Annotated in this window: 12 protein-coding genes; 6 read left to right on the plus strand and 6 right to left on the minus strand. The window is 71.1% G+C overall.

Translation table 11 applies throughout. The features are described from left to right. Positions 1–30 precede the first annotated feature (30 nt). Positions 31–1827, plus strand: a complete 1797-nt coding sequence (locus AB0I91_RS20405; protein WP_499608038.1) for a gamma-glutamyltransferase family protein — start codon at positions 31–33, stop codon at positions 1825–1827. A gap of 105 nt (positions 1828–1932) precedes the next feature. On the opposite strand, the gene AB0I91_RS20410 is transcribed toward AB0I91_RS20405, so the two are convergent. Beyond that, on the minus strand, positions 1933–2193 hold the full coding sequence (locus tag AB0I91_RS20410; protein ID WP_499608041.1) for a hypothetical protein: 261 nt from the start codon (positions 2191–2193) through the stop codon (positions 1933–1935). A gap of 226 nt (positions 2194–2419) precedes the next feature. Between AB0I91_RS20410 and AB0I91_RS20415 the strand changes: the two genes are divergently transcribed. From AB0I91_RS20415 to AB0I91_RS20430, 4 genes are all read left to right on the plus strand, one after another. After that, positions 2420–3238: a helix-turn-helix domain-containing protein gene (locus AB0I91_RS20415; RefSeq protein WP_499638178.1), complete on the plus strand. Its 819-nt coding sequence runs from the start codon at positions 2420–2422 to the stop codon at positions 3236–3238. Positions 3239–3254: 16 nt separating this feature from the next. Continuing rightward, positions 3255–3431: a DUF397 domain-containing protein gene (locus AB0I91_RS20420; RefSeq protein ID WP_499608046.1), complete on the plus strand. Its 177-nt coding sequence runs from the start codon at positions 3255–3257 to the stop codon at positions 3429–3431. 93 nt (positions 3432–3524) lie between these two features. Then, a complete protein-coding gene (locus AB0I91_RS20425) occupies positions 3525–4427 on the plus strand; it encodes a sensor histidine kinase (RefSeq protein ID WP_498771260.1) in 903 nt (300 codons plus the stop codon). Then, the gene (locus tag AB0I91_RS20430) at positions 4324–4983 is read left to right on the plus strand and encodes a response regulator transcription factor (protein ID WP_498771258.1); all 660 of its coding nucleotides are present in this window, start codon (positions 4324–4326) and stop codon (positions 4981–4983) included. The genes AB0I91_RS20425 and AB0I91_RS20430 overlap by 104 nt, the downstream gene beginning before the upstream one ends. A gap of 142 nt (positions 4984–5125) precedes the next feature. Here AB0I91_RS20430 and AB0I91_RS20435 read toward each other — a convergent pair whose 3' ends face one another. Beyond that, positions 5126–5500, minus strand: coding sequence for a hypothetical protein (locus tag AB0I91_RS20435; RefSeq protein WP_141979792.1), 375 nt, complete (start codon positions 5498–5500; stop codon positions 5126–5128). Positions 5501–5863: 363 nt separating this feature from the next. On the opposite strand from AB0I91_RS20435, the gene AB0I91_RS20440 reads away from it, so the two are divergent. Then, positions 5864–7141: an alginate O-acetyltransferase AlgX-related protein gene (locus AB0I91_RS20440; RefSeq protein WP_498771256.1), complete on the plus strand. Its 1278-nt coding sequence runs from the start codon at positions 5864–5866 to the stop codon at positions 7139–7141. Here AB0I91_RS20440 and AB0I91_RS20445 read toward each other — a convergent pair. The 4 genes from AB0I91_RS20445 to AB0I91_RS20460 are packed head-to-tail and all read right to left on the minus strand — an operon-like array spanning position 7138 to position 11882. Continuing rightward, the gene (locus AB0I91_RS20445) at positions 7138–9210 is read right to left on the minus strand and encodes an acyltransferase family protein (protein ID WP_499638182.1); all 2073 of its coding nucleotides are present in this window, start codon (positions 9208–9210) and stop codon (positions 7138–7140) included. The two genes, AB0I91_RS20440 and AB0I91_RS20445, sit on opposite strands and share 4 nt — an antisense overlap. Then, on the minus strand, positions 9171–10286 hold the full coding sequence (locus tag AB0I91_RS20450) for an acyltransferase family protein (RefSeq protein ID WP_498771252.1): 1116 nt from the start codon (positions 10284–10286) through the stop codon (positions 9171–9173). Before AB0I91_RS20450 ends, AB0I91_RS20445 begins: the two co-directional genes overlap by 40 nt. After that, on the minus strand, positions 10283–11251 hold the full coding sequence (locus AB0I91_RS20455) for a hypothetical protein (RefSeq protein ID WP_499608055.1): 969 nt from the start codon (positions 11249–11251) through the stop codon (positions 10283–10285). Before AB0I91_RS20455 ends, AB0I91_RS20450 begins: the two co-directional genes overlap by 4 nt. Further along, a complete protein-coding gene (locus AB0I91_RS20460; protein ID WP_499638185.1) occupies positions 11244–11882 on the minus strand; it encodes a hypothetical protein in 639 nt (212 codons plus the stop codon). The genes AB0I91_RS20455 and AB0I91_RS20460 overlap by 8 nt, the downstream gene beginning before the upstream one ends. Positions 11883–11891 lie beyond the last annotated feature (9 nt).

An 11891-nucleotide genomic window follows, 5' to 3' on the forward strand; every position in this document is an offset into this window, starting at 1 on the left:
AAATTCGGCGAGCCGACGTAGGTTGTCGAAATGTTCACCACGCGTCCTGAACTCGTCGGCACGCACGGAATGGTCGCGTCCACGCACTGGCTCGCCTCCGGCGCGGGCATGGCCGTCCTGGAGGACGGCGGCAACGCCTTCGACGCCGCGGTCGCGGTCGGCTTCGTGCTGCAAGTGGTGGAACCGCACCTCAACGGTCCCGGCGGCGAGGTGCCCGTGGTGTTCGCCGCCGCCGGCGAGTCCGCGCCGCGCGTGCTGTGCGGCCAGGGCGTGGCGCCGGCCGGTGCCACGATCCCGCACTACGCGGGCCTGGGGCTGGACCTCGTGCCGGGCAGCGGGCTGCTGGCGGCCACCGTGCCGGGCGCGTGGGACGGCTGGCTGACGCTGCTGCGCGACTACGGGACCAAGTCGCTGCGCGAGGTGCTGGGGTACGCGATCGGGTACGCGCGGGACGGCTTCCCGCTGCTGGAGCGGGCGGCGTTCACCATCTCGACGGTCGCCGACCTGTTCCGGGACCACTGGACGTCGTCGGCGGCGCTGTGGCTGGCCGGCGGCAAGCCGCCGCAGGCCGGCGCGCGGTTCCGCAACACCAAGCTCGCGGACACGTGGGAGTGGCTGCTCGCCGCCGCCGAGGCCGCCGGGTCGGACCGCGAGGCGCAGATCGAGGCGGCGCGGCGGGCGTGGTCGCAGGGCTTCGTGGCGGCGCAGGTGGACGAGTTCTCCCGGATCGCGCACCGCGACGACTCGGGCGCCGATCACGCCGGCGTGCTGACCGGCGAGGACATGGCGTCGTGGGAGGCGTCGTACGAGGACGCCGTGTCGGTGGACTTCGGGTCGTGGAGCGTGGTGAAGCCGGGGGCGTGGACCCAGGGACCCGTGCTGTTGCAGCAGTTGCTGCTGCTGGAGGGCTTCGCGGACCGGTTGTCCTATGCGGACGGCGTGCCGTCGGCGGAGACCGTGCACCTGGCGGTGGAGTGCGCGAAGCTGGCGTTCGCCGACCGGGAGGCCTGGTACGGGGACGGCGGCGACGTGCCGTTGGACGTCCTCCTGTCGAGGGAGTACGCGCACCAGCGCCGGCAGCTCGTCGGCGATCAGGCGTCGCTCGACCTGCGGCCCGGTTCACCCGGTCGGCTCGAAGCACGTCTTCCCGGGCACGTCCTGCGCGGCCCGCGCGTCGTGAGCGGGGAGGACGGCGGCGGCGCGATCGGCGAACCCACCGTGTCGAGCGCGGGCACGGTCAAGGGCGACACGGTCCACGTGGACGTGGTCGACCGCTGGGGCAACATCGTGTCGGCGACCCCGTCCGGCGGGTGGTTGCAGTCCTCGCCGACCATCCCGTCGCTGGGGTTCTGCCTCGGCACCCGGGCGCAGATGTTCTGGCTGGACGAGGGCCTGCCGAACTCCCTGGCGCCCGGCAAGCGCCCCCGGATCACCCTGTCCCCGAGCCTGGCCCTGCGCGACGGCCTGCCCGCGATGGCCTTCGGCACCCCCGGCGGCGACCAGCAGGACCAGTGGCAGCTGGGCTTCTGGCTCGCGCACACCGCGGGCGGGATGAACCTCCAGGAGGCCATCGACTCGCCGATGTGGCACACCAACGCGTTCCCGAGCTCGTTCTACCCGCGGTCGTGGACGCCCGGCGAGGTCGTGGTCGAGTCGCGGATCGGCGACGGCGCGATGGCGGAGCTGCGCGAACGCGGTCACGCGGTGCTCGACGCGGGGCCGTGGACGCTGGGCCGGATGTCGGCCGTGGCCCGGGACTCGCGCGACGGCCTGCTGCGCGCGGCGGCCAACCCGCGCGGCGCCCAGGGCTACGCCGTCGGCCGCTGAACGGCGCGTCGGGGTTCGGGTGGTTGGAACGGCCCCGGCCCGAGGGGGAGGGGGCCGGGACCGCTCCGGCTCGAGGTGGGCGTTCGGCGTGCCCGGGGTGGTGCGTCAGCGGCCGAGGCTGAGCCTGACGTCCAGCGGCCCGCCGTCGCCCAGGAGCAGGGGACCGGTGACGATCGGGCCGGCCGGGTCCGAGAGATCGACCCGGAGCGCGTCGCCGATGTTCGCGATCTCGCCCAGTTCGGCGTCGACGTCGGGCCGCGTCTGCGCACCGAGGTCGGCGGCCTGCGCGGTGCCGCCCAGCCCGAGCATGACGGCCGTGCCACCGAGCGCGACCGCTGCTCCGGCGATGGTCTTCCTGAGGTTCATGGGCGGGAAAGTTTCCCAATCCGGGTGCCCGGTTCAAGCGCCCTAACTCCGGCGAGTGGATTACTTCACCCGGCCAGGTGCACCCCGGTCCACCGCAAGCCCACCGTGCAGACCCGCGTGTCGGGCACTGGTCCCTCCGCCGCGCCGTGGGATTCCCACCCGCTGTTTCCGCCTCCGTAGCGTTGCGCGATCGGATGATCACGACTGGTCAACGGAGGTGATGCGGGTGAGCAGGAACGAGCCGACTCACCGGATGCGCAGGCTCGGCGAGGTCCTGCGGGAACTGCGCCAACGGGCGGGCCTCTCGCAGCAGGAAGCAGCCGACCGGCTCAACTACGACCACCGCAAGATCAGTCGGATCGAGAAGGGCCAGCGACCCGACTACCACGGCATGCGCGCCATGCTCGACACCTACGGCGTCCCGTTCTCCCAGTGGGAGCCCTACATGGAGATGTACGCGAGGGCGCTGGAGAAGGGCTGGTGGACCAAGTACGACCTCGACGACCAGGGCTACATCAGCCTGGAGCACGACGCCTCCAAGGTCTCCGACTTCCAGGTCACCTACGTGCCCGGCCTCCTCCAGACGTCCGACTACGTCCGAGCGGTGTTGGCGGGGGCTCGGGTGCAGCGGTCGAAGCGGTGGATCGCGAACCAGATCGAGGTGCGCCTGCTCAGGCAGGAGAGACTGCTCGCCGAAGAGCCGCTGCAACTGCACGCGATCATGCTGGAGAGCGCGTTGGCCCAGGCTTCGCGGGCGCAGTTGACGCACCTCGAAGAGCGTCGGCGGTTGGCCAACGTGACGGTGCAGGTGCTGCCCCACCGAGCGGGGTTCAACGAGGGGCAGTACGGGGCGTTCACCGTGCTCGACTTCCCGATGAAGGCGGACCGGTCGGTGCTGTACGTGGAGCACGCGGCTGGATCGCTGCACGTTGAAGACCCGTCGAAGGTGAAGGTCGCTAGGCTGACCTTCACCCACCTCTCGAAGTTGGCGTTGTCCCCCGAGGAGTCCGCCGATTGGCTCGGGAGGTTGGCAGCTGAACGATAGAGATCGAGGTGTCGCCATGTGGCGCAAGAGCACTCGTAGCAACGGCGGCGGGAACGGCAACTGCGTCGAGGTCTCGCTATCGGGGGGCTCGGCGCGGGTGCGGGACTCGAAGAACCCGGCCGGGCCGACCGTGGCGCTGCCGGACTGGACCGCCTTCGTCGCGGCGGTGAAGAAAGGTTCGTACGACGGCTGACGCGCTCCCCGCGACGTACGCCCGCCGACGTAGGGGCGTGAGTCGCTCCTGACACGACGCTGACCTGCCGGACCCTCCCGTACCGTCATCGGCATGGCGTGGCTGGCGTGGGTCTGGTTCGCGGCGACGTTCGCGCCGCTGATCTGGCGCAAGCGCTTCCCCGTCGCCGTCATCGCGGTCACCGGCGCGTCGACGTGGCTGTACTACGTCACCGGCCACTGGGGTCCGCTGATCGCCGCACCCGCCATCGCCGTGTTCTCCCTGCGCCGCACCCGTGTCCACGAACAGCGGAGCCGCCAGGTGGAAGAAGAACGGTTGCGCATCGCGCGGGAGGTGCACGACGTGGTCGCGCACAGCCTCGCCATGATCAACGTGCAGGCGGGCGTCGCCGCGCACGTCGCCGACCGCCGTCCCGAAGAGGCGGTGAAGGCCCTCAAGGCGATCAAGGAGGCGAGCGGTCACGCGTTGGACGACCTGCGCGCGACCCTCGGCGTGCTGCGGACCGGTGAGGGCACGACGCCGGCGCCCAGCCTCGACCGGCTCGACGAGCTGGTCCGACCGGTGCCGGTGGCCAAGGTCGTCGGCACGCCGGGGACGTTGCCCGCGCCCGTCGACGCCGCCGCGTACCGGGTGGTGCAGGAGGCGCTGACCAACGCGCTGCGGTACGCGCCGGACGCGTCCGAGATCGTCATCTCGTTCGAGCACACCGAGGACGCCCTGGTCCTGACCGTCACCGACGACGGCGCGGCCAGGGGCGTCCAGGCGCCGCAGGGCGCGGGCTCCGGCATCCGCGGCATGCGGGAACGGGTCGAAGCGCTCGGCGGCACGCTGGACGCGGGGCCGTCGACCGAGGGCTTCACCGTCAGGGCGGTCCTACCGTGGGAGGTTCGTGGTGATCAGGGTGGTGCTGGCCGACGACCAGGCGTTGGTGCGCGCGGGTTTCCGCCTGCTGCTCGACACGGAGGACGGCTTCGAGGTCGTCGGCGAGGCCGGTGACGGCGCGGAGGCGGTCCGGCGGGCGCACGAGCACCGGCCGGACGTCGTGGTGATGGACATCCGGATGCCCGGCACCGACGGCCTGGCCGCCACGCGGCAGATCTGCGCCGAGCTGCCGGACGTGAAGGTGCTCGTGCTGACGACCTTCAACGTGGACGAGTACGTCTTCGAGGCGTTGCGCAGCGGCGCGTCGGGCTTCCTGCTCAAGGACACCGATCCGGTCGAGCTGCTGCACGCCCTCACCGTGGTCGCGGAGGGTGAGGCGCTCCTCGCACCGAGTGTCACCCGGAAGTTGATCGAGGAGTTCGCAAACCGGCCGGAGCACCGCCGCCCGGACCCGAAGGCGTTGGGCGTGCTGACCGCTCGGGAGCGGGAGATCCTCGCGCTCGTGGCCGCCGGCATGTCGAACGAGGAGATCGCCGAGCACCTCGTGATCAGTCCCGCGACGTCGCGCACGCACGTCAGTCGGGTGATGACCAAACTGGGCGCACGGGACCGCGCACAACTTGTCGTGCTCGCCTACGAATCAGGTTTGGTGTCACCGCGCAGAGGGTGAATATTCATTGTTGTGAACGCGCGGGGTGCACATAGACCGGCAGCGAAACTTCTGCGTAAAACAGTGAAAAATCACGGACAGTGACCGAAACGCCGATACCCGCCGCATTGTGTGTGCGGCGGGTGACGTTAACGGAAGATGTCTAGGCGATAGCGCCGGGCGGCAGCTTCAGCTTGAACGGCAGCGTGGTCACGACCGCGAGGTCGGACGCCGTCTTCTTCATCAGCGTCGGCGCGTTGCGCGAGCCGGGCTCGGGCAGGTCGAGCAGCCGGTCGACGGCCTCCACCAGCGGTCCCTCGTAAATCCAGACCGCCTGGGCGGCGCGCTGGCTGTCCCGGACGGCCGGCAGCCTGCCCGCGCGGGCCTCGGTCTCCGACCAGAACAAGATCGAGTCGATGAACCCTCTGCGCTGCTTGAACGCCATGATGCGGTCGAGCTGTCCGTCCTCGTCCCGGAGGTGGAGGAACTGGAACCCGCTTTCGCGCAGCTCGATGACCTTACTCAGTGCGAGATCCATGACGCACCTACCTCTGTTCTGAGGTCCCCTAGCAGGCACAGGTCGTACGACCCGAAATGATCGTACGGCAAGTGGACAAGCCGCCATAGGGACTAGGCCGGCGGGGCGGTCTCAATACGGGTTCGCCCACCTTCGGATTTCGATACGGATCGCAGGACTCGAACGGTTCGCACTAAAAACGCCAGTGCCCCAGAGGTGACCAGGATCACAGTGGGCCACATACGATCCTCCGCTGCGTGAGGTGCCCTGTCACCCGAAGAGACGTCTGCCATGGGCGCGGGGTTGCACGCGCAACTGTTCTTGAATCCCCTCCTTGAGGTGAACCACGAACAGGTGATGTGCGCGCCGGCTACGCTGTTCGGCGTGAGCATCGACCCGCCCAAGAGCCTCCCGGCGGTGCCGGAGTCGTTGCTCCCCCGCGAGCACGCCCTCTACCGGCCGCGGCACAGCAGCCGCCAGCGCACCGCGCTCACCCTCGCGATCCTCTTCTTCTGCGCGCCCGCCCTGCTGCTGGTCGTCGGCGTGCGGCCCGCGGAGTTCGAGAACCGCAAGCTCGCCGAGTTCCCGTCGATCACCGACGGCTGGGGCTTCTTCACCGGGCTGAACGCGTGGGCGAGCGACCACGTGCCGCTGCGCGACAAGGCGGTGGCCGCCGCGAACGGCATCAGCCGCGGCCTCTTCGGCGAGGCGCCGGACCTCGACCGGCGGCAGGACGTCGTCGGACCGGTGCCGACGCCCCCGAAGGACCCGTCCGCGGACCTGCCCGACCCGACGGCGTTCGTCGACGTGATCGAGGGCAAGGACGACTGGCTGTTCCTCGGCGCGGACGTCGAGGGCGCGTGCGACCCGGTGATGCCGGTCGCCGAGGTGCACGCCCGCCTGTCGCGCCTGCGCGCCGCGGTCGAGTCGTCGGGGCGCAGGTTCCTGCTGGTCGTCGCGCCGAACAAGAGCACCATGGTGCCCGAGTTCCTGCCGTCGAAGTTCTACGGCAAGGACTGCTTCAACAAGGCGCGGGACGAGTTCTGGCAGGGGATCGGCAAGACGGGGGCGCTCGACCTGCGGTCGCGGATCGAGCAGACGGCCGAGCTGACCAACCGCCTGCCCTACCCGAAGTACGACAGCCACTGGACCCACGAGGGCAGCCTCGTGATGGCCCGCGTCATCACCGACACCGTCAAGCCGGGCACGTCCAAGGGCTGGAAGGTCGAGCCCACGAAGGTGGTCCACCGCGAGGGCGACCTCGCGCCGCTGCTGGGCCGGACCGCGACGGACCCGGTCCAGTCCTACGACCTCGCGCCCGACGGCAGCACGGTGCGCAACCACGAGATCCCGCTCGACCCCAAGCCGCAGCGGTTCACGCAGGCGCCCTCGGAGGGCGTGGCGACGGCGAAGGTGGGGCTGCTCGGCGACTCGTTCGCCTACTACGCGGCGCAGTACCTGGTGGCCTGCTTCACCGACTTGACGATGGTGCACGTCGAACGCCTCACCCACAACGCCCGTGAGGTCGCCCGGGCCCTCGCGGAGACCGACGTCGTCGTGCTGGAGGCCGCGGAACGGCTCCTCGTCAGCGGGCTGGACCCGGTGCTCGAACCGCCGGTCATCGACATCATCGCCGAGGAGATGGCCAAGAACCCGCGTTAGCGGTGGTGGCCGTTCTCCTTGGCGTGGTTGGCGAGCAGGGACGCCACCGTCACCGACGGGCCGCTGTCCTCGCGCAGCCGCCGGCGCCGGGGCGCTTCGTCGACCTCGGGGTCCTCGGCCGGCCAGACCGCCGCGGGCAGGTGCTGGGTCGCGTCCTCGACCCGCGGGGGTGCGGGCGTCGGGCGTGGGGCGGGCGGGCGCGGCGGGGGTTGGGCCGGGGTGCGCTGGGCCGACGTGTGCTGAGCCGGGGTTCGCTGGGCCGGCGTGCCACGCGGGGGTGTGCCGGGGACCGGTGAACCGTTGGCGGGCACACCGCGAGGTGGGGTGCCGGGAGCCGGCGTGCCGTTGACGGGCGTGCCGCGCGGCGGTGTGCCCGGAGCCGGCGTGCCGTTGGCGGTTGCGCTTCGCGGTGGCGTGCCGTTGACCGGTGAGCCGTTGACCGGCATACCGCGCGGTGGCGTGCCGGGAACCGGTGTGCCGTTGACGGGCACACCTCGGGGTGGCGTGCCCGGGACCGGCGCGCCGTTGACCGGCGTGCCGTTGACCGGCGTGCCTCGGGGCGGCGTGCGCGGCGGCGGGGTGCGCTGGAGCGGTGTGCCTTGTAGTGGGGTGCCTTGAGGTGGGGTCGGGGTGCGTGGAGGTGTGCGCTGGGGCGGTGGCGTGCGCAGGCGGACCGGGCGGATCACCACGGTCGGGGCTTCCCGCACGGGCTCCGGTTCGTCCGGTTCCTCGGACTCCTCCGGCCACTCGGCGTCCTCGGCATCGTCGAACTCGTCCTCGAAGTCGTCGTCCTCGAACTCGTCCTCGACCTCCGCCGACTCCGCCTCCGCCTCGACCTCCGCCTCGACCTCGGGCTCCGGCTTGGGCGCGGGCTTGCGGGACAGCTTCCGGGCCAGCGCGTGGCTCGGCTTCTCCACGAACCGGTAGCTCACCTCGACCACGCCGAACGTGAGGGCCACCGCGAGCGGGATCGCCAGCCACAGCGGCACGGCCGGCCGCATCAGGTCCAGCGACACGAACGCCACGAGACCGTGCAGCAGGTAGATCGAGTAGCTGCGCTCCGAGAGCGCGATCCAGATCTTGCGCTCCTTGAGCCGCGACTCCGCGAAGTACCCGACCATGAAGAACAGCAGCGCGAACGCGAGCGCGAGGTTGTAGGAGGTGTCGAGCCGGCCGAGCTTCAGGTGCTCGGCGAGCACGTACAGCGACCACGCGATGCCGACGTACACCCCGCCCAGCCACAGCGGCACGCGCTTGCTCGTGGTCGCCCAGATGATCTGGCCGATGATCGGGATGGGCAGGTACGACACGTTCACCGCGAACAGCGCCCACGACGCGCCGAACTCGCGGGCGCTCATCATCACCACGAACACGAACGTCAGCTGCGCGCCGATGGCGAGCCACGTCCAGCGCCGCATCACCGGCAGCAGCAGCACCAGCAGGATGTAGAAGACGACCTCGACGACCAGCGTCCACGCGACGCCGACCATCACGACCTGCGGCACGATCAGGTAGTTGATCACCAGTGAGTTGGTGATGATGGTCCACCAGGTGATCACCGGCTCTTTCGCGCCGATCAGCGTCTGCGCGCCGAGCAGGATCACCGCGGCGGTCAGCAGCACCACGAACGTCATCGGGATGTAGACGCGCACCAACCGGTTGAGGCCGAACCGGCGCTGGCCCTGGCGCAACGCGATCGGCGTGACCACGAACCCGCTGACCAGGAAGAAGAACGGCACCGCGATCTGGCCGATGCCCTGCAACCCCATGTGCATCGGGTCGCTGGTGAGCGCGTCGATGAAGTCGACGCCCGGCGTCGGCCCGACCTCGCGCTTGGCGACCCACTGCTCGGCGATGTGGCTGTAGAAGACGAGCAGCGCAGCCAGCCCGCGTCCGATGTCGATGAACGCGATGCGAACCTTCGGCGGTGCCGTCTGACCGTCCAGGGGTCCGCCCCTTCCCCGTCGCCGCCGCCTCCCCGCCGTCCAGCATGGTAACGGAAGGCTCTCGATCAGACGGCGGATCGTGACTATCCCGAGCGGCCGGTAACGCTGCCCCGCCGTTCCCAACGGCGGACCGCCCGGTCGGCGGGCATCTCGACCCAGCGGTGCAGCGCCTCGGCCGCCAGCGCGGTCGTCACCAGGCCGAGCACCGCGACCAGCGTCGGGTCGAGGTGCGGCATCAGGGCGTCGTACAAGGGGTACATCGCGCTGAGGTGGATCAGGTAGATCGCGTACGTCCGCTTGGACCAGCCGCGGATGAACGCCGACCGGCTCACCGGACCGCTCGCGGCCACCAGCAGCACGGTCAGCAGCACGGCGAACAGCAGCGTGCGCGGCACGGAGCCGCCCTGGTCCGTGTGGCCGCCGACCTTGTCCACCCAGACGAACAAGGTGAAGTGCACCGCGCCGATGGCCGTGCCCGCGACCGGGTGCACCTTGCCGGAGTGCACCAGCGAGATCAGCTGCCCCAGCACCAGCACCGGCAGGTACACCCCGAACTGGGCGATCCCGTGGCTGAGCATGGTCGGGAAGTGATCGGTGATCAGCAGCACGGTGAAGCACAGCGGCGCGGCGGCCAGCGGCGGGATCCAGGCGCGCTTGCGCAGCACGGGGATGGTCAGCGCCACGTAGCAGTAGAAGACGACCTGCACCTGGAGTGTCCACGTCACCGCGACCAGCGCCACCTGGGGCGTCTGGAAGAAGTTGACCAGGACCATGCCGCTGAGCAGGTCGCCGACGTCCAGGTTCGACTCGCGGGCCGACGACACCCGGTGGCCCAGGTTGATCAGGACCCACACGATGATCGTGACGACCCAGAGCAGCGGGATGAGCCGCACGACGCGGCGGCGCAGGAACTGCAGCGGGCGCTCGCGGTTCGCCACGTGCGTCACCACCACGCCGCTGACGACGAGGAACAGCGCGACGCCGAGGAACGACAGGCGCGGGTTGAGGTGCAGCGTCTCGACCACGCCGCGCTCGACCGCCGTCGCCAGCCAGAACTCGCGGTCGTTCAACGTGAACCAGGCGATCAGGTGGGTGAGCACGACCGCGCAGGACGCGACGACCCGCAGCAGGTCGAGGCCGTGCAGGTACCCGGCGCTCTTCGGGATGACCTCGGTCCGTTCCAGCGTGCCCGCCGTCATGCCACCTTCTCCAAACCCCGGTGCAACGCCTCCGCGGCACCTCCCGCGCACACCGTCCCGAGCAGCAGCGCGAGCAGCACCGGGACGCCGTTCGCCAGCACGCCGGTCACCGCGTAGCCGACGACCGGGACGGACACGTACAGCGGCACCGCGCGGCTGCTCAGCCAGCGCACCGGCCGCGTCGACGCCAACGCCGCGCCGCGCGGCAGCGCGATCAGGAACAGCAGCAGCGCCAGCACGCCGCCCAACGGGTGCCAGTACCCGGCCAGGTCCGGCGCCATCCGGTCGGCCAGCGCCAGCACCACCACGGCGAGCAGGCCGAGCCCGACGCCGCGCGCCGCGCTCAGCCGTCCCGCCCGCACCTGCCACGCCACCTGGCCGAGCGCGGTCAACGGCAGGAGCCCGCCGACCAGGCCGAGCAGGCGCAGCACGTCGGGACCCCCGGCGCGGGCGGCCCAGCCGCCCGCCATCACCAGCACGCAGGTGATCTCCAACTGCACCGGCACCGCGAGCCATGGCGCGCCGCGCTCCACCGGCCGCAGCACGAGCACGAGCAGCCCCGCCAACGCCACCGCCGCGACCGGTGTCGTCACCGCGGCGTCGGTCAGCGGCTCCGCGCCGACCAGCGACAGCAGCGCGCCCACCAGCACCGCGCCCACCACCGCGGGCACGACCCGGCGCAGCAGCCGGACCGCCACCGACCACCGGTCGACGCCCGCGACCGCGTACCCGGCCGCCATGAGGAGCAGCGCGATGCCGAGGAAGCCGAAGTCCTCGCCGATCCCGGTCGGTTGGTTGACCCAGCTGCGGATCACCACGACCAGCTCGGAGTCGTGGCCGTGCCGGTTGGGCCACAGGCCGAACAGGTAGCTGTAGGCGATCAGGCACACGGCGGTCGCGGTCACCACGCGCACACCGGGCAGGGTCGTGCCGCCGGTCTCGACGGACGTTTTGGTCTCAGCCATCGGCGGGCAGCGCCTGCAACTGCATGGCCAGCAACGGACCGAACTCGGAGGTGAGGTCGAACGACTTGGCGTTCAGCTCGACCCGCACCAGCAGGTCCCGGTGCACGTAGTAGCCGCGCGCGGTCGGCCGCGGCGGGGGCTGGACGTCGAGGTTCTGGATCACCCGGGTCACCCTGGTGACGCCGTGCTCGGGCGGTACCCGCTCCAGGCCGAACGCCAGCTGCAGCTCGTCCAGGCGGTCGGCGGCCCGCAGCGCGGCGTCCCGGTCGGCCATCCGGATCACGGCGACCAGCACCCGGCCCTCGGGCCGCTTCGACGACACGGTCATCCGCGCCGCGCCCGCGCCCTCCTCCTGGTAGACCGCGACCTCGGCCTCGTTGAGGAACTCGAGCCTGATCAGGTCCGGGAACGCGCGCACGTAGTCGTAGGACTCGGTGCCCGAGTCGAAGTCCGCCAGCGCCAGCGGATCGGCGGCCAGCCGGCCCGCTTCGCCGGTCGGCGGCACGTTGCGCGCGCTGGCCGGCAGCGGCTGCCCGCCCCACAGGCTCCACGCGCCGAAGGCGACGGCCGTGAGCAGGCCGACCACCAGCAGCGCGCCGAGCGTGGACGTGCGAGTCCGAACCTCACCCACGCGGCGCTA

Source organism: Actinosynnema sp. NPDC049800 (assembly GCF_040656635.1).
Classification (GTDB): Bacteria; Actinomycetota; Actinomycetes; order Mycobacteriales; family Pseudonocardiaceae; genus Actinosynnema.

Excerpts from the sequence above, each read along its gene's own strand:
- AB0I91_RS20405 (WP_499608038.1), top strand. The coding sequence starts at position 31 with ATGTTCACCACGCGTCCTGAACTCGTCGGCACGCACGGAATGGTCGCG.
- AB0I91_RS20410 (WP_499608041.1), bottom strand. The coding sequence starts at position 2,193 with ATGAACCTCAGGAAGACCATCGCCGGAGCAGCGGTCGCGCTCGGTGGC.
- AB0I91_RS20420 (WP_499608046.1), top strand. The coding sequence starts at position 3,255 with ATGTGGCGCAAGAGCACTCGTAGCAACGGCGGCGGGAACGGCAACTGC.
- AB0I91_RS20425 (WP_498771260.1), top strand. The coding sequence starts at position 3,525 with ATGGCGTGGCTGGCGTGGGTCTGGTTCGCGGCGACGTTCGCGCCGCTG.
- AB0I91_RS20435 (WP_141979792.1), bottom strand. The coding sequence starts at position 5,500 with ATGGATCTCGCACTGAGTAAGGTCATCGAGCTGCGCGAAAGCGGGTTC.
- AB0I91_RS20450 (WP_498771252.1), bottom strand. The coding sequence starts at position 10,286 with ATGACGGCGGGCACGCTGGAACGGACCGAGGTCATCCCGAAGAGCGCC.
- AB0I91_RS20455 (WP_499608055.1), bottom strand. The coding sequence starts at position 11,251 with ATGGCTGAGACCAAAACGTCCGTCGAGACCGGCGGCACGACCCTGCCC.